The organism is Vibrio sp. B183 (genome assembly GCF_000740665.1).
Classification (GTDB): domain Bacteria; phylum Pseudomonadota; class Gammaproteobacteria; order Enterobacterales; family Vibrionaceae; genus Vibrio; species Vibrio coralliilyticus.
Genome location: NZ_JPQB01000016.1, coordinates 120,724 through 138,419, shown reverse-complemented (window position 1 = coordinate 138,419; position 17,696 = coordinate 120,724). Strand labels below are relative to the sequence as shown.

16 protein-coding genes are annotated in these 17,696 nt (G+C 45.4%); 10 read left to right on the top strand and 6 right to left on the bottom strand.

Features of this window, described 5'->3' with window-relative positions:
• Positions 1-259: 259 nt before the first annotated feature.
• Positions 260-1,138: a LysR family transcriptional regulator gene (locus tag IX95_RS18930; protein ID WP_038163114.1), complete on the bottom strand. Its 879-nt coding sequence runs from the start codon at positions 1,136-1,138 to the stop codon at positions 260-262.
• 106 nt (positions 1,139-1,244) lie between these two features.
• Here IX95_RS18930 and IX95_RS18925 point away from each other — a divergent pair, with 106 nt between their 5' ends.
• The 3 genes from IX95_RS18925 to IX95_RS18915 are packed head-to-tail and all read left to right on the top strand — an operon-like array spanning position 1,245 to position 2,812.
• The gene (locus IX95_RS18925; RefSeq protein ID WP_038163110.1) at positions 1,245-1,925 is read left to right on the top strand and encodes a pirin family protein; all 681 of its coding nucleotides are present in this window, start codon (positions 1,245-1,247) and stop codon (positions 1,923-1,925) included.
• Positions 1,926-1,955: 30 nt separating this feature from the next.
• The gene (locus IX95_RS18920; RefSeq protein ID WP_038163107.1) at positions 1,956-2,576 is read left to right on the top strand and encodes an isochorismatase family protein; all 621 of its coding nucleotides are present in this window, start codon (positions 1,956-1,958) and stop codon (positions 2,574-2,576) included.
• Positions 2,577-2,578: 2 nt separating this feature from the next.
• Positions 2,579-2,812 (top strand): hypothetical protein, encoded by a 234-nt coding sequence (locus IX95_RS18915; RefSeq protein ID WP_038163104.1) that lies wholly within the window; start codon positions 2,579-2,581, stop codon positions 2,810-2,812.
• 68 nt (positions 2,813-2,880) lie between these two features.
• On the opposite strand, the gene IX95_RS18910 is transcribed toward IX95_RS18915, so the two are convergent.
• The gene (locus IX95_RS18910) at positions 2,881-4,320 is read right to left on the bottom strand and encodes a sucrose-specific PTS transporter subunit IIBC (RefSeq protein ID WP_019276257.1); all 1,440 of its coding nucleotides are present in this window, start codon (positions 4,318-4,320) and stop codon (positions 2,881-2,883) included.
• A gap of 238 nt (positions 4,321-4,558) precedes the next feature.
• On the opposite strand from IX95_RS18910, the gene IX95_RS18905 reads away from it, so the two are divergent.
• From IX95_RS18905 to IX95_RS18895, 3 genes are all read left to right on the top strand, one after another.
• Positions 4,559-5,548 (top strand): LacI family DNA-binding transcriptional regulator, encoded by a 990-nt coding sequence (locus IX95_RS18905; RefSeq protein WP_021456026.1) that lies wholly within the window; start codon positions 4,559-4,561, stop codon positions 5,546-5,548.
• 297 nt (positions 5,549-5,845) lie between these two features.
• Positions 5,846-7,234, top strand: coding sequence for a carbohydrate porin (locus IX95_RS18900; protein ID WP_051912610.1), 1,389 nt, complete (start codon positions 5,846-5,848; stop codon positions 7,232-7,234).
• Between the two features lie 227 nt (positions 7,235-7,461).
• Entirely contained in the window at positions 7,462-9,081 is a 1,620-nt protein-coding gene (locus tag IX95_RS18895; RefSeq protein ID WP_038163101.1) for a glycoside hydrolase family 32 protein, read from the top strand.
• A 131-nt stretch (positions 9,082-9,212) separates the two neighbouring features.
• On the opposite strand, the gene IX95_RS18890 is transcribed toward IX95_RS18895, so the two are convergent.
• Positions 9,213-9,878 carry a hypothetical protein gene (locus tag IX95_RS18890; protein WP_038163098.1) on the bottom strand — a complete coding sequence of 222 codons (666 nt, stop codon included), beginning with the start codon at positions 9,876-9,878 and terminating at the stop codon, positions 9,213-9,215.
• 442 nt (positions 9,879-10,320) lie between these two features.
• On the opposite strand from IX95_RS18890, the gene IX95_RS18885 reads away from it, so the two are divergent.
• From IX95_RS18885 to IX95_RS18875, 3 genes are all read left to right on the top strand, one after another.
• Positions 10,321-11,874 (top strand): methyl-accepting chemotaxis protein, encoded by a 1,554-nt coding sequence (locus IX95_RS18885; RefSeq protein WP_038163097.1) that lies wholly within the window; start codon positions 10,321-10,323, stop codon positions 11,872-11,874.
• 49 nt (positions 11,875-11,923) lie between these two features.
• A complete protein-coding gene (locus IX95_RS18880; protein ID WP_038163095.1) occupies positions 11,924-12,229 on the top strand; it encodes an NIPSNAP family protein in 306 nt (101 codons plus the stop codon).
• A 195-nt stretch (positions 12,230-12,424) separates the two neighbouring features.
• Positions 12,425-13,630, top strand: coding sequence for an EAL and HDOD domain-containing protein (locus IX95_RS18875; RefSeq protein ID WP_038163091.1), 1,206 nt, complete (start codon positions 12,425-12,427; stop codon positions 13,628-13,630).
• A 98-nt stretch (positions 13,631-13,728) separates the two neighbouring features.
• Here IX95_RS18875 and IX95_RS18870 read toward each other — a convergent pair whose 3' ends face one another.
• Positions 13,729-14,658, bottom strand: coding sequence for an aminoimidazole riboside kinase (locus IX95_RS18870; RefSeq protein ID WP_038163088.1), 930 nt, complete (start codon positions 14,656-14,658; stop codon positions 13,729-13,731).
• 194 nt (positions 14,659-14,852) lie between these two features.
• Here IX95_RS18870 and IX95_RS18865 point away from each other — a divergent pair, with 194 nt between their 5' ends.
• On the top strand, positions 14,853-15,851 hold the full coding sequence (locus IX95_RS18865) for a LacI family DNA-binding transcriptional regulator (protein WP_038163085.1): 999 nt from the start codon (positions 14,853-14,855) through the stop codon (positions 15,849-15,851).
• Here the strand turns inward: IX95_RS18865 and IX95_RS18860 are convergent.
• Entirely contained in the window at positions 15,848-16,309 is a 462-nt protein-coding gene (locus IX95_RS18860; RefSeq protein WP_006962676.1) for a hypothetical protein, read from the bottom strand. The genes IX95_RS18865 and IX95_RS18860 overlap by 4 nt on opposite strands.
• Before the next feature lie 36 nt (positions 16,310-16,345).
• Entirely contained in the window at positions 16,346-17,686 is a 1,341-nt protein-coding gene (locus tag IX95_RS18855; RefSeq protein WP_038163082.1) for an MATE family efflux transporter, read from the bottom strand.
• Positions 17,687-17,696 lie beyond the last annotated feature (10 nt).

Here is a 17,696-nt window from a genome sequence, read left to right as displayed (position 1 = left end):
ACGTGATTTAATTCATGCTTGTAATTCATTAAAATAAATTTCTTTGATTTATTTTATTCTAATGTGTAATTTTTATTTGTTTCCCGAGAATCTAAATGTTTTTAGACTATTAATCCAGAGTTAATTATCAGTTAATTGAGCTGATTAAAGTCGTCACCTGTTTAATCGGGAAATAATTATATTATTGCCAATTATATTTTTCTTATTTGGAATCACAGCCCGCCTTTTGGTGGGCTTTTTTCATTCATTAATTGAAATATCAGCGTGGTAAAGCTTGTGAAAGGTAGGTTAGCAATGCTCGTACTTTGGGTGTTGAACCTCGATGACTTGGGTAGAGCGCATACAAATCGACAGGTTCGAATTGCCAGTCAGGGAGAATGTTAATGAGTGAGCCTTCCGCAAGCTTATGCTCCGCCATGTACTCGGGTAATTCTGTGATTCCCAAGCCCTTTATCGCCATTCTCATCAGCATCGAAAAGTCGTCGCAGCGTACATTTGGTTCAAATCTCAATGCCGTTTTTTCTACTCCGCAACGTAGATGCCAATCGGGGCTGCGCTCTTTTGCGCTCATCAGCATTAGAGGATGTTTTAGGAGGTCATTAGGCGTGTTGATCCTGTGTTTTGCAAAACTTGGAGCAGCATAAAGGCGAAGATTAATGGAACACAACTTCTTAGCGATCAGCCCCGAGTCTGGCAGCTCTCCAACTCGGAATGCTAGGTCGTAGCCTTCCTCAATGAGATCAACACGTCGATTCGTTAGGCTTAGATCGAGTTCAACATCCGGATAATGTCGACAGTACTCGGCAAGGTGGTCCCCTAGTAATGACTGGCCAACACCAAGAGATGTACACACCCTAAGGCGGCCTTGAGGCTTCTCCAGCATAGATTCCACCGCACTGCCTGCGGCTTCATATTCTTCTTTGATTCGTTTGCAGTATTGATAGTAGCGCTGACCGATTTCGGTCAAGTGCAGCGTTCTCGTCGAGCGTTCCAGTAGCCGCACACCTAACTGGGATTCCAACCGAGTGATTTTACGGCTGATGTTGGATTTAGGTGTGTTCAGTGCTTCCGCTGCCTGAGTAAAGCTACCTCTCTCTACTACTGTCGCGAACACCATCAGATCATTTAGGTCAGTCATTTGTTATCAAATATTGAACAGTGTTGTATCTGAATGAATATATATCATTTTTAGGTAACAAACTAATCTAGCTTCATCACTTAACGAGATAACCAAGGATTGAGCGATGGAAATTTTGACACTAGACCAATTACCACAAGGCGGATTCGCTGGGCTTAAAGAGAAACAGGTAGTGACAGATTACCGTGTGTTTGGTGCGCGCAAACGTCCCGAAACCGCGAATGGGATTGGCAACTTCGTCTATCTTGCTGACGCTAACTTTTTGCCACATGGCGAGACTGGTATGCACCCTCATCGAGAAATTGATGTCATCAGTGTGATGGCAAAAGGTCGAGTAAGCCATGGAGGCTCACTAGAACATGGTAAAGGTTTGGTCGCAGGTGAAGCACAAGTGCAGCGAGCTGGTGGCGAAGGGTTTGCGCATAACGAAGTCAATCCAGACGACGAACCCAACCAACTGATTCAACTCTGGGTTCTACCGGAAACTAAAGGCGAACCCGCAGGTTACAAAGCCTATACCCCAGAAATCAACGTTCGAACACGTATCTATGGTGGAAGTAAAAACCAGACGGAGACCTTTGATAGCCACACGGTGATCGAAATGGTTCAGGCGACAGAAGGTTACCAAACAACACATAACGGTGAGGTCTTGGCCTACCTAAGCAGCGGTGAAGCACGCATCAACGGTGAAACGATTCAGGCCGGAACTTTGGTTAGAACAACAGAGCTGGATTTCGTCGCTCATAAAGACAGCCAGCTTATCCTAATTTTTACCGAATCTTTTTAATCAAATAGACACAATAGTGAGGAAGTGACCATGACAACAAAATACTCTGAATTTTTAACAGCAGACAACTCTGTATTAGCGATGATTGACCACCAGACTGGCTTAATGGTGGGGCTTGGTGATGAACACCCGACTGTGCTGAAAAACAACATTGTCGGCCTGACCAGAACAGCGAAAGCGATCGGACTGCCTTCAGTTGTCACAGCCAGTTTACCGGAAGGTCCAAATGGCCCTGTGATGCCGGAAATTACCCAAGTACTTGGTGAGGAAGTGATCGAGCGCGAAGGGCAAATCAATGCCTGGGATAGTTTAGCGTTCAAACAGGCGATTGAGAAAACAGGTCGCAAAAAGATCATCATGGCAGGTATCGTAACGGATGTATGCCTACTTTTCCCCGCACTGTCAGCAGTTGAAGAAGGTTACGATGTCTACGCAGTGATTGATGCATCTGGCACGTGGAACAAAACGGTTCAGGAAGTGACGATTCAACGACTGACTCAGGCTGGTGTGAAAGTGACAACATGGGCTTCAGTTCTGGCTGAGCTAATGAACGACTGGAGAAGTGAGCACGGTGAAGCGTTAGGTCAGGTTTTGGTTGAGCACACCACCAAATACGGTTACGTGATGAACAGCTATTTCGCAAGGGGATAATCATGAGTGGTGAGCGTAATGGTTCGCCACCCAATCGTCATTGGGTGGCGTTATATACTTTTATTATTCTTTTACCATTAGTGTTTTTTATTCCTGCCTGGGTACAAGCCCAAGTCAGTGAGCATCCGTTTGTCATCACTTTGGTTTCAGTTGGAATCATTGTTCCTATAGTGTCCTATCTGGCGTTACCAATGTTGATAAAGCTACACATTCGAGTAGGGAGCACCAAAAAGTAAAATACCCCGCCTGAGGCGGGGTAGGAGTGAGCTAAAAACATGTTTTAGCTACGGGGGACTGCTCTTAGCTATGTTGTTGCAGCGTTGCCTGACTCTTGGCCGGAGCGAGCACCAAGAACTAGCGTTAGAGCAAACGCTATAACGAATGAAATAGCCATGCCTGTGACATAGTAGCCTATCTTGTCAGGCACAATCGAAATCACGCCAGGTAGACCCGCAGCACCTAATGCCTGAGCTTTGACGTTAAACAGAGTAATAAATGCACTGGCCGATGCCGCTCCGATAATCGCCGCAATAAACGGATAACGCAGCTTAAGATTGACACCAAACATGGCCGGCTCGGTAATACCCAGTAGAGCAGTGACACCCGAAGGCATTGCAATTCCTTTAAGTTTATTGTCCTTAGTGGTAAAGCCAACCGCCAATGCTGCAGCACCTTGTGCGATGTTAGACATGGCAGCGATAGGGAAAATAAAGGTGCCGCCAGTGACTGCAATATCGGCGAGCAACTGAGTTTCAATTGCGATAAAGCTATGGTGCATGCCGGTAATCACAAACGGTGCGTAGATGAAGCCGAACAGTGCGCCGCCAATGAAACCAGCAGAATCGTATAGCCAGTTCAGGCCATCGCCAAGCAGGAAACCAATATCACGCGTGATTGGACCAACCAATGTAAAGGTCAGGAAACCTGTGATAAAAATCGCCAGCATCGGCGTTAGGAGGTTATCCAGCACAGAAGGAATCACCTTGCGTAGGCCATTTTCAACCTTGGCAAGGATGAAGGCAGAAACCAATACAGGTAGAACTGAACCTTGGTAACCGACTTTTTGGATTTCGAAACCAAAGATGTTCCATGTCGGGATTGTCCCGGCTACGCTTGCTCCACCGAATCCCCAGCCGTTCAGCAGATCTGGATGCACCATCAGCATACCCAGAGCTGCCCCGAGGAACGGGTTTCCACCAAATTTCTTACTGGCAGAAAACGCTAATAAAACAGGAAGGTAAACAAAAGGTGCGTTAGCGAATGTGTTGATCATGCTAGCGAGATCAGCAAGCCCCGGATTGGCATCAATCAGAGATTGACCGTCAATGAAGAGGCCTTTCGCTGTCAATACGTTGAACAGACCCATCAACAGACCACCAGCGACAATTGCAGGGATGATAGGTACAAAAATGTCGGATAAACCTTTCACTGCACGCTGAATGATATTCTGTTTTTGTGCACCCGCACTGGCCACATCGTTGGTCGACATGTCTGCCATGCCCGTCAGCTTCGCCATTTCAGCGTGTACCTGATTAACAATGCCTGAACCAAAAATGATTTGATATTGTCCAGCAACTTTGAATTGGCCTTTGACGCCATCTAAGTTGCTGATCGCTTCTTCATTAATGATTGAATCGTCTTTCAGTGCAAGGCGCAGTCGCGTCGCGCAGTGGGCGAGTGCTTGAAGGTTGTCTTTACCTCCAAGTAACTCCAGCAGCTCTCTGGCAATTTTTGGATAATTCATTCCAAACCCCGATTATTATTTTGCTAATAATTTATAGTTCAAAAAGGCAGTAAATTTTTCTGGGAACGTTTGCAAAATGAATTCTTCTCTATCTGTCAGTGTCAGTCAAAGGTTAATAAAAGGTAATGTGAGTTGGATCGGCTAAACTTTTTTGCTAAACCGATTGGGCGAAGTGGAAATTCCGTCAGATTCTGGTAACTTTTGCAAACATTCCCAATAACTTAATGAAGGCATAGACATGGCAAGCCTGCACGATGTCGCCAGACTGGCCGGAGTATCTAAATCCACAGTCTCTCGTGTGATCAACAACGAGTATGGTGTAAAAGAAGCGACCAAGTTGAAAGTCATGAAAGCTGTCGACGAAGTGGGCTATGTGGTCAATCAAGTGGCGAAAGATCTCAAATCACAGAAAACCAATTTGGTGGGTGTCATTGTGCCGCGAGTCTCATCTAATGCCACGTCTCAAGGTGTTGATGGCCTAAGCCGCATATTTGAAAAGGCAGGAAAGCATGTTTTGCTGGCCAGCACTCAGCAATCTGATTCGAAAGAGATCGAGTTCATTCGTTTATTCAATCAAAAGCGAGTGGAGGGTATTGTTCTGTATGCGACACACATTGACACTCAGTTGGTTGAAGCCATTTCTCAGTCAAGAGCTCCGATTGTTCTAATTGGCCAGGATGGTTCACTATTTAATATCCCGAGTATTGTCCATGATGATCTGCGTGTAGGGTACGAAGCAGGAAAGCGTTTGCTCAATGCTGGATGCGAAAATATCGGATTTATTGGAGTAGCGGATTCAGACCTCGCCGTAGATAAACAGCGTTCTGATGGATTGAAGCAAGCGCTTACGATGCACAGTGAACAAGAGTTATTGTTCCATTGTCACGGAGAGTTCAGCATTGAATCTGGTTACGCCAATATGCGGCGTCTTATTAAAGAATATCCTCAGGTTGATGGTGTTTTTTGTGCAACTGACCGAATTGCCATTGGTGCAATTAAAGCACTGCAGGAAGAAAACATAGTGGTTGGTGAGCAAGTTAAAATACTGGGAGTAGGTAATGATGAGCTTGGTTTTGTTGTTTCTCCAAGTTTATCGACGTTTAGTTATCCATTTGATAAAGCAGGAGAAAGTGGTGCGGATGTGCTGCTTGAATTGATTGAGGGTAAACCTCAGGTGATGAGTAAAGTTGTACTGACTTTTCAGAATATACAGCGCGAAACCTGCTAGCCTTTCCACGCCTGAACTTCGTTTCAGGCGTTTTTATTCCCACATATGAAAATCCTCTCATTATATAAGATCACACTTCTATAGATATTCGTGATGAGTATTCTGTTTTCATAATTATTTTCGGGAACGTTACCGAAAATGTATTTATAGTCCACTCACTATCACTGAGGTGAAGTAAATAAATCGAGAACGAGTATTGAGGTTTATAGACCTAAAATTCGACGGTTCGCATTGGTTGTGAATTAACTGGGAACGTTTGCTGCTGAATCCAAGTTATTTACTCAATGGAGAATTAGAATGAACAATATGAAGTCTTTACTTGCGTGTGCTGTCACTCTGGCAATCACACCTAATGCCTTTTCTCAAGACGATATGGCTTCTCTTGAAGCAAGGATATCGGAATTAGAAAGCCGCCTAGCTCAAACCGAGCAAGTAGCAAAAGAGGCTGAAAAATCTGCCGGAAGCTTTGAGTTCCACGGTTATGCGCGAGCAGGGTTGTTGATTAATGATAGCCTGAATGGTGCGACAGGAAGTGGCCCATATATGACGGCGGCAGGAACCTTAGGTGCTCCGGTTGGACGTCTTGGTCTTGAAGATGACAACTATCTGGAAGCGAACCTTGTTCATAATCGCGTGGCCGAAGATGGTTCAAAAGCGTATTACAAAATCATGTTGGCGGACAGTGTCGAAACTAACAATGAATGGACGGCAAGCGATAGTCAGCTAAACGTTCGACAGGTGTACACAGAGTTCTCTGATTTAACCTGGTTTAGCGGTGCGTTTGAAGATGCGAAAATCTGGGCGGGTAAGAGATTTGATAGAGACAATTTCGATATCCATTTCTTTGATTCTGACATCGTATTTCTCTCTGGTACGGGCGCCGGTCTGTATGATGTGAAACTAGCTGAGGACTGGAAAGCAAACTTCTCTCTTTATGACCGCGATTTTGGCGAAATCGATAGTTCAAGTACTGATGTGGAGAACTATGTAGCGACTATGAACAACTATTTTGGCTCATGGCAGTTAATGCTCAACGCGATGAAATCAAACGATAATGCAGACCGCTCAACCAGCTCATCATCACCCACAGAGCGAGCAGAAGACGGCCTGCATGCAATGTTAGCCTACCATGGCAATGACTTTTTCGGTGTCAGCGAGGGCTTCTCGAAGTCTGGTGTATTGATTGGCCAGGGCCTTGGTGCATCACTCAAAGGTATTGGTTCTGATGGTGATCTGAATGATGATGCTCAGGCAGTTCGAATCTTTAGTTATGGTGTCACTAAATTCTCCGATAACTGGCGCATCGCACCCGCATTTATGGCTGAGATGAGCAAAGACCGTGTTAAAGATAACGATGAATTCCTATGGGCATCTGTTAACGTTCGATTGGCTCAAGAGCTAAATTCGAACTTTGAGATGGTTTATGAAGGCTCCTACCAGTACATGGATCTAGATAACAGCGTGGAAAAAGCAGACGGTAGCTTCTACAAGTTAACGGTGGCTCCGACTGTGAAGCTGGCGACGTCAGCTGGATTCTTTGACCGCCCTGAAATTCGCTTTGCTGTAAGTTACGTTGACTGGAGTGAAGATCTGGACAACTACTCAGTAAGCTTGGATTCAGGTGCCAGCACAATGGGACAAGGTGGTGAAACCTTGTTTGCCCTACAAATGGAAACTTGGTTCTAACCCTGAGTTTTCAAAGAATCATTGCTCGATAAAAAGGCTTCCGGTCAGGTGTTAGCTTAGTGCCGGAAGCCATTTTCAATTTCTGAATCTCACCGGATTCGGCGTATTTATTTTCGTTTCTATACACTCTGTCACCACCTGAATAGTGATGGCGAGTATCTACTGATCTTGTTCAAATAGAACAAATAGTGTATTTTGCAAACGTTCCCAACTTTTAGGTTTTAAAGATGTCGGTTGAAAGCCTGATCACCCAGTGTGGTGGTGAGACAAACATAACAAGAGTTCTGATGCCGCAAGGTCGATTGATATTTGCAATCAGAGATTGTTCGCGAGTGGCGAGCACTGTGTCAGGTTCTCAAATCAAAATTGTACTAGATGAATATCAAGTAGAGTTCCCAATTCCAGACTCATTAAGTCCCGCGGATCTGCTGTCTATAGGACAGCGTATCGGCGAAAAACAAAGGTTGGAGCTTGAACACGCGCTCGACGCGGTTAATTGTCCGTTTCGACCCGATTGGCACATTTCTCCACCACAGGGGTTACTCAACGATCCTAATGGTTTTGTTTACCATGACGGGCAGTATCACTTGTTTTATCAATGGTATCCCCATGGCTGTACCCACAAAGACAAATACTGGGCACATTTAATCAGCAAAAACTTGATTGAATGGCAGTGGCAACCAGTTGCGCTCACACCATCTGATTGGTTTGATAGCCATGGTGTCTTCTCTGGGCACGCACTCAGTCATGGCTCTGAGTTGATGCTGTTCTATACGGGTAATGTTCGTATTGGCGAGAATCGCGAACGTCACACAACTCAGTGTCTTGCCACATCCAAAGATGGTGTGAATTTCGATAAACATGGGCCGGTTATCAGTGAGTTACCCGATGGAGTTACCGCGCACATTCGTGACCCTAAAATCGTCCGACATCAAAACCAATGGTTTATGTTGTTAGGTGCACAAACTACGGACCTAAAAGGACGCCTGGCTGTTTACACCTCAACAGATCTTAGGGTCTGGAAGTTTGATGCGCTTTATGGTGAAGAACTGGGGAATTTTGGCTACATGTGGGAGTGTCCTGACATGTTTGAACTCGATGGGCAGATGCTTGTCGTCATCGGACCACAAGGGATTGAATCTTTCTCTAAGCACAACACCATTCCTCATCACAACGGGATTGCTAAAGCTTGTTTGGAAAATGGTTTATCTTTGTCGCAGTTTGAACATCTGGATTATGGTTTCGATTTTTACGCCCCTCAGACACTTGAAACACCGGATGGCCGGCGGGTGATGTGTGGCTGGATGGGGTTACCAGATGAAGTTGACCAACCAAGCAGCGAAAATGGTTGGGTGCATCAGCTCACTTGTATGCGTGAGCTCAGTTACCAAAACGGACGGCTGTACCAATGGCCTGTTAAGGAACTCGAAGAACTCGTTCATAGCCAACGCCACATTGAGTTAACCGATGAGCCGTATCGCTTGGATCGTAACTCGTTCGATCTTGAAGTTGAGCTGGAGTGGGGGCAGAGCCTGAATTTGTTTGAAAGTAGCCAGCACAAAGTTGTCTTGTACGCAGATGAAGATCGCCAAACACTTATACTGGACCGCAGCCAGACACTGAATCGAGCGGTAGATACTCAAAGAGAACTCAAGATCGATACTGATAAGATTCAACTGCGCATTCTTGCCGATACTTCCTCAATAGAAGTTTTTGTAAACCATGGCCAGGCAGTGATGACATCACGAGTTTTCGTTGAGCAGGCAGCGACAGGTATTTCACTGTTGCATGGCTGTCAGACCGCCAGATTAAAAACACTCAAAGCAGCACGACCGCCATTTGCTTGATTAGGTAACTGACTGCGGCGGTGGGTTGGCGTAACCGGTATTCAGACATTGAAGCTATATTTGGCGAAGAGCCAAGCGCGTAAGATTTTAAAAGGCTACTCAATTGAGTAGCCTTTTTTTATTCGTATCGTTTACACAGGCGCAACCTGCCAGATGCCATTGATTGAGCGGTAATCTGACAGTAACGACTTATCCAGAAAGCGTTTTAAATCGGTGCGTCTGCGCCATCTCACAACTTTCTTCAGATTTGGATCGTAGTAATAGAGGTAACCCGATGGGCTGAAAAAGCCCTTGGCTTTACTCGACGCTACCGCAATGGCGTGTGAGCCACTGCTCGCGCGCACTGAAATCAGATAAAAGCGCTTATTGCTATCCAGTTTGGAAAATTCAGCCTTCAACCCATTGATATCAATTTGGTTTGTTGAGCGGACAACTTTCATGTTTCTCACTCGCGACAGCATCACCTTTTGTGTTTTCTGAGTTGAGAGAGACTCAATTGCAGCGCCACGCGCTGATAATAAGCTCATAGCTTCCGCAGGATGTTTCTGAATAAATGGCGTCTTGGATAACAAGGTCTGAATGTTTTTCATCGACTGAATTTGTTGAGTGCATTCCAACTGTGCCTGATCAAGGTGATGCCGTTGATAAAACTCTCCATTTTCTGTCGCTCCGTTGGCGTGAGTACACCAGAGCTTTCCATAGTGCGAGCCCTTCATCATTTCACCAAGCCACTCTGTTGTCAGAGACTTGCAGATATCTGGCTGAAAACGATTCGCTTCATACAATGTCATACTCATAGTTTTGGACCTTCTCGTAAGAGCCGCAGCTCAGGTGAGCATTAATACATCCGCCTGCGCCGTTGAATTGCTCACTCTTTAATCTTTGAGTGCGTATATAACTCGATCAATTCCTATAGTGCTTTCATTGTGTGGTCGTACCTATTTTCTGAACAATATAGTGATGGGATGTTTGATAAATATACGTTTTGAGCTCAGAACGCAGCCAATGTCTTGTTGTTTGGGAGGTTGAATACCCGTTTTGTTGTGCTACTGATTGCATCTTAAATGACGATATTTGCCTCTTTAAGCCGTAGATTAAGAATCAAACAATAGACAACTATTAAGAAAAAGAAAATTTGCGCCAATGTAAGGGTGACATGGTTGTAACAACATGTTACAAAGCGCAAAAACCATTATAAAAATAAGTAGTTATTGCGAGCCTGCTTCATTGAGAAAGACCATGACCATAAAAACAAAACTATTTGGCCTTACCGGCCTCTCTATTCTTGCGCTTATTGCCATTGTAACCATTACTGAGCTGAGTAACCTCAAACTGCTCAAGCTTGAGAAAACCCTAATTGAAGTAAAAGATATGGAAGTCTCACTATTAGAGATGAATCGTATCGAATATGAGTTTTTAGACACGCCAGATGCTAGTAAACTCGAAGAGTTCAAGGCCGAGTATGCGGACTTCCAGACCCTATCAAGCATGCTTTCCAATGATCTTGATGCACTTGGCATCGTTGTTCGTCAACTTCCTACCTTAAGTAAGAAAATTACTCTGTACCGCAAAGATCTGGAAATGTTAGCGGTGAGTTATGATTCTGATGCTGCGCAAGTTGAACACCTCAAGCATGAGATGAAAGGGCTGTTCACTGACATCTTTACTATCTTCCATGGTATTGAATCGACACTAGATGCAGAAATTGAACGCGCTCAGGCTAGTATTGAGCGTTTCATTGCTGGCTCTGTCATCTTTGTTGCCGGGTTACTTTTATTGGGCTCGTACTTCCTTATCCGCAGTGTTCAGAGCAACATCCAGCAGCTAAGCGATATGATGTCGACTATTGCCAATACACATGACCTGACTCTTAAAGCCAATACCGATCGAAAAGATGAAATCGCAGAAATGGCAGGGCAGCTTAATAGCCTTCTGGCTAGTATTCAGGGGCTGATATCTCGTGTGCAAGGCAGCGTCAATGAGCTGGGAGCCGCTTCTACTCAGTTACAACAAAGCAGCGTGGATACCGAACAGGCGTTAAGCCAGCAGCAGATTGAAACTGATAGTGTTGCAGCGGCGGTAACTGAAATGGGTGAGACAATCAAAGACGTCGCCAGCACAACGGAAAGCGCTGCGGACAACACTCAGAGAAGTTACGACACAGCTCAGCTTGGCTTTAATGATATTGTGGAAACACGTGATACCATTTCATCGCTTTCAGAAGACTTAGCCACTGCCCGTGGTGAAGTGAATCATTTGCTGGCACTGTCTGATCAGATCAGCAGTGTGTTGAATGTGATTGGTGAAATTGCAGAGCAGACGAACCTCTTAGCTCTCAATGCTGCGATTGAAGCCGCACGAGCAGGGGAGCAGGGACGGGGCTTTGCTGTAGTTGCTGATGAAGTTAGAACACTCGCAGGAAAGACGCAGCGTTCAACCGCGGAAATCTCCGATATTATCAGCGCGGTACAACAGCAGACTCAAACGGTAGTTTCTACGATTCAGTCATGCAGCAACAAAGGGGCAGACAGCGTAGACATGTCAGAGCAGGCCCTAAGTCATATCAAAGCGATTATGGAAGAGATGAAACACATCCTCGACAGCAGCACGCAAATTGCGCTGGCAGTGGAACAGCAAAGCACGGTCTCAGAAGAGATCGCTCGTAACGTTAATACTATTCGTGACCTAACTTACGCTAACGTAGGCGCTGTGTCCGAAAACGCGCAGTCTGCCACTGTAGTGGCGAGTCAGGCCACGGATCTGACACTGGCGATTGACCGCTTTAAGGCGTAAGTTAATTAGCCAGACATTAAGGCATGGATTCAAATCAAGGAGTAGAGAAATGGTCACCTGTTACATTCGATATGTTATCAACCCGAAGAAGGTCAAAGAGTTTGAGGAGTACGCCAAAATGTGGATCCCTCTGGTAGAGAAATTTGGCGGTCAGCACAACGGCTACTTTCTGCCTTCGGAAGGTGCTAGCAATATCGCACTGGCATTGTTCACCTTTGAAAGCCTGACAGCCTATGATGAGTATCGCTATAAGTCTTTCCAAGACGAAGCGTGTATGACAGCATTTAAGTTCGCCGAAGAGACCGATTGTATCGTCAGCTACGAGAGAAGTTTCTTCCGACCTGTGTTTGAATAAAATGTATTGCTTTGTTGTTTCTAACGGCGCCTTTGGGTGCCGTTTTTTGTTGTTCTGAAAATAACCAATGAAGAGATTAAGCGGTATCTCATTTTCTGACTTACTCCCTTCAAATCGCACAATTGCAATGCTCTGTACTATAGTTTTTTAGCAAACCGATAAGAATTCTAATTAAAAAAAACGTCAGGTAATACTATGAGTAGCAAACTATCAATTGTCGCTAGGCAGCCTATCATCGACAAGAACAAGGAATTATTCGCCTATGAGTTGCTATACAGAGAAAGTGATACAAATGCGTTCCAGTCAGAAAATGCAAAAAGTGTCACCATGCGTCTTCTTTCTGAGCAATTTCTTACCTTTCAAAAGAAAAACTTAGACAACAAACAAGGCTTTGTGAATTTTGAATATAAAGATCTGATAGAAGGCGTACCCTTTGATTTCTCTTCAAATGATATCGTTGTAGAAATCCTCGAATCATGCAGCCCAACTGACGAGCTTTTCAATGCTGTGAGTGAGTTAAAACAAAAAAATTACCTTGTGGCACTGGATGATTTTGAACCTTCTCCTGAATGGGACCGATTTTATAAACTCATTGATTTTATTAAATTAGATCTTAGAGCGCTTTCAATGAAAGAATGCGCTGGAATCATTCGTGATTTTCAGCATTCCAACATTCAGTTTATTGCGGAAAAAATAGAGGATAACACTGAATTCCAACAAGCTTGTCAGTGTGGTTTCGACTACTTTCAAGGGTATTTTTATCAAAAACCAGAGCTGATAAAAACAAAAAAACTGTCTGCGTCTGCCGTTGATATTTTTAAGCTTTCAGCCCTTGTTGCAAAAAGAGACATTGAAGTTCATAAGGTCAATCAAGTCATAGAAAGAAACCCAATCTTATCGGTCCAGCTTCTAAATTTTGTTAACAATGATTCCAGACTCAATAGATCTATAGAAAGTACGCAGCAAGCTTTAGCATATCTAGGCAATGACAGAATAAGAAAGTATGTCACCTACACAACGTTGTCGGCGCTTTCGCCTAGTAAACCTAACATTATTCTCAGGAATTTACTCACAAGAGCAAAACTATTGGAAGAGTTAGCAGCTAACATTAGACAGCCTCATTTAGCGGATTCTGCCTATCTCTGTGGAATGCTTTCACTTGTTGAAGGTTTGTTAGATATGGCATTGGAAGACATTGTTTCGTCTTTGTCATTATCTGATGTGATCACCGAGGCCCTCATACATAGGAAGGGGGTATTAGGTTCTCTACTCTCAATAGCAGAAGCGATAGAAAGTTCTAACTGGAAACTTTTGGAGTCTTTACTGAAAGATATTGAGCTCCTTGAAGAAACCGTCATGACTTGCATCACCAATTCAAATGCATGGGTGAGCGAGCTGTGAGGGTATTGAAGTGTTCCCTGAATTGTTGAGTTTCCGTGTAGGTGAGTTAGGATAAAAAGGCAGAACTCTCTGCCTTTTTATCCAGAATTTCCTTCCAATTACCTCTGAATATATTCCTCTAGAGCCTGATAGCAAGGTAGGGCAGTCATAGCGCCTTTCTGCGTAGTAGCAAGTGCGCCACAGCCATTAGCCCATTTTACCGCAGAATGAATGACCTCAAGCTGCTGCCAGTCATTATATTGAGACAACTTAGCGAGCAAGCCTCCGACAAAAGCATCGCCTGCCCCTGTAGTATCAACGGGTGATACTGCTTTGCTGGCAATAAGCTGTTGTGTTTTTTCAAACAGGACTAACGCACCTTTCGCCCCCTGAGTGATTAAGGCTAGTGTATTTTTAAACGGTTTTAGTGCTTCCACACCTTGTTCAAGGGTATCGCTGCCTGTCAAAAATAACAGCTCATCATCCGAAAACTTGACGACATCGGCCAGCGTAATTGCTTCACGTACGACAGGTTTGAGCTCTTCTGGATTTGCCCATACCTCTTCTCTTAAGTTAGGGTCAAAACTTACATATCCACCTGCGGCTTTAATCTGACGCATCGCTTCCAGTGTGCTGCTGCGACTTGGCTCGTTCGCTAGCGCAATTGAGCATACGTGCAGCCACTGACCCTGGGTGAAGGTCGGTAGGTCACTGGTTTCAAGGAATTGGTCTGCACTAGGCTTGACCATAAAGGTAAAGCTTCGCTCGCCAGAATCATCAAGGTCAACAATAACGGTCGAAGTGCGCTGTGCTTCGTCGAGTATCATCATCCGCGTATCGACTTGCTCTTGCTTGAGTGTCTGTTGCATAAAACGGCCGAGGGGATCTTGCCCGACACGACCAACAGAAGCGGCGTCACCGTCCAATCTGGCGATGGCTACTGCCACATTAGCAGGTGCGCCACCTGGGCACTTCAAGTAGCTGGACTCGCTATCTGGAATCAGGTCTACAACCGCATCTCCTGTTACCCAAACTCTGTTCTTCATCATTGCATCTCTTACTTAACTAAATTAAGCTGATTGTATGGCTAAAACGGTTTAGCGATCTAGGTTTGTAGAGATCATTTATCACGATAAAGATCAAATTGTGATCATTGTCAGAGTCTAAACATGAGAGCGCAGTGGCGTTGATTGAGCTAGCAGCAAGGCAGGCTGATAAAGACACCGAGTAGGAAAAGAGAATAATGGCAGGTAAAAAACTGAAATTGGCAGACATCGCAGCATTGGCGGGTGTTTCCAAGTCAACAGTGAGTTTTGTGCTCAATGGACACGCAAAAAAGCACCGTATTCATGAAGACACGGTGGAGAAAGTACAGGCTATTGCTGAACAGTATCATTACAAGCCGAGTATCTACGCCAGAGCGCTCAAGTCTAAGCAGACCTATACCGTAGGCTTAGTCATTCCGGATTTAGCGAACATGGGTTTTGCGAACATTGCTAAACGGTTGGAAATACTGTGTCGGAATAATGGTTATCAGCTACTTATCGCCTCGTCCGACGATGATCATGAACAGGAACAACAGGCAGTAAAGAGCTTGATTGAACGGCAGGTGGATGTCCTGTTAGTGGCAACTTGCATGATGGATGATACCTTCTATCAACCTATCAGCCCAAGCACTCCAGTAATTTTCTTTGACCGTATATTAGAAGATAGCCATTTCATCAATATCAAAACCAATGCTGAGCAAGCGACGAAGGAAGTGGTGGCTCAATTAGCCTTAAGTGGTGAAGAGTGCGTGTATATCGGTGGTCAGCTTAACTTGTCTACGAGCCGAGATCGTTTTAAGGGCTATCAGCTCGGGCTTAAGGATGCAGGTGTGCGTTTTGATGATCGCTACGTGTATACCAAGGATTATCAACCAGAGTCAGGCTACGAGCTCATGGCACTGGCTGTAGAAGATCTAGGGCGTCTACCTAAAGCCGTGTATACCGCCTCGTATTCATTGTTGGAAGGGGTTTTGCGTTTTCTGACCGAGAAGAACATGCTGGATGAAGATATTCGCTTGGCGACCTTCGATAACTACGACATTCTGGATTGCTTACCTGTGAAAATTGACTCGGTTGAACAGGACTGCGATCTGATTGCTCAGACACTATTTGATTACGGACAAGCCATTCTAAAGCAGCCGGAGATGAAAACAGGAATTACGGTGTTGCCCGCCAGAATTCATCGTAGGCGCTAATCTCTTGATTGGTCTTGCATCTCGATATTTGCGGCTGCGAACCTTGATATCGGTGATTTGTCTTTGGATTGATACCAAAAGGCTGGCATTGCGTTGAGAAAGCCTGCTTGTTTTAAGACGTTCTTTTCTGCTTTGGTAATGGTCGCGTAATCCAGAAGGCTGTCGAGAATACGGCGTAATGCTCTTGGTGTGAGTAAACCATCACGCCAGTAACGTTTGATTTCTCCGGTGATCACTTCGTGCGGAACCAGCGGCTCAAGCTCAGCGTGCTTAATGATAGTGAGGGAGCGGGAACGAGGGCAGCGCTGGCGAGCAAGCTCCCAATCGGGCTTACCTTTCTTGGTGAGGTAATTTTCCCGGAAGCAAAAGTAGCTGAAATAGAATCGCTCGATGCTGTGCCAGCGTTCGGCTTTTACTTCCAGAAAAATATGTTCAAATTCAATATCGAGGTCTGTCATCGCTTCTCTCACTCATGGTCGAAGCGATACTACCGACTAACCCATGGCTACGGCAAGAGAATCTGTATTGCGTTGCTTTTTAATCGCCAGCAGAAGCTGAACAAGTAGCAACACACCTGTGACGCCTAGACCAATACCGATACCGCCCCAGATACCGCCTAAACCAAAGTCTGGCAGTAGCAGCCATGCAGCAGGTAGACCAAACAGCCAGTAGCCGACAGCCGTCACTACAGTCGGGCCAACAACGATCTTCATGCCGCGAAGCAGGTTAATCGCCAGTAGCTGCCACGCATCAACAATGAAAGAGAGCGCGACTACCCATAGAACGGCGACGAGCAGTGTTGAAAGCTCAGCATCCAGATTGAAAATGGAACCAATCAGCTCAGGCCACAACATAAACACGCCCGCTAGCACTACGCTGAGTACTGTCGTCAGGCCAAAGCTGCGCAGGGCGGTGCGCTTAATGCCATCATAGTCTTCCGCACCGTAGTCCTGACCGACCAAAATTGCTGCGGCTTGCGAGAAGCCAAAGTTGATGTTCCAAGTAAAGCTCAGGCATTGCAGCAGAATTTGGTGCAATGCGAGCGCGGCGATACTGATGGTACCTGCCATCAAAGTGCCACCGTAGATCAAGCCATGCTCAAGCAGCGCAGCCAGTGCAATAGGCAAGCCCATCGCCAGTAAAGGTTTAAGCAATGACAGCGAGTATTCTTCTGTATTTTTCCACGGCGCAAACGGCTTGTATTCAGGGCGCTTAAACACCCAGTAGCCGTAGCCCAGCATCACAATGAATGCCGCTAAAGTGGTACCCGCGCCAAGTCCTGCCAAGCCAAGCTCTAGCTGGAAAGCAAGCAAATAGCTGATAGGTACGTTGAGCGCAACCGTCAGTAATGACATCACCATGATTGAACGTACATTACCGAGCGCACTGGTTAAGCCGCGCAACACCAGTAGCATCAGAGACGGCAACATGGCCCATTTTAATGCGTCTAGGTATTCCATAGCTGGGCCAGCGAGTTCTTGAGGTTGTTTCGCCAGTGCCAGTAGTTGCGGTGCATATGCAAAACACAAGGTTAAGATCGCAGACAGGATCACTGTCAGTAGTACAGCCCCTTTTACTGCTAAGCGGATTTGCTGATTGCCGTATTCCGGCCTCGCAATACGTTGACCATAAGCAATCGCAATTAAATTCGCCACACAACCCACGGTGCTGCTCGCCACAATAAAGACGAAACTGTAGATGGACGCACCCAATCCTCCAGCTGCTAGCGCAGACACACTGAGTCGCGACATCATCCAGACATCAGTCAGAACCAGTGCCATTGCGATGAGCTGCGAAATTATCAGTGGAAATGCCAGAGAGAGAATTTTTTTCATTGTGTGCCTC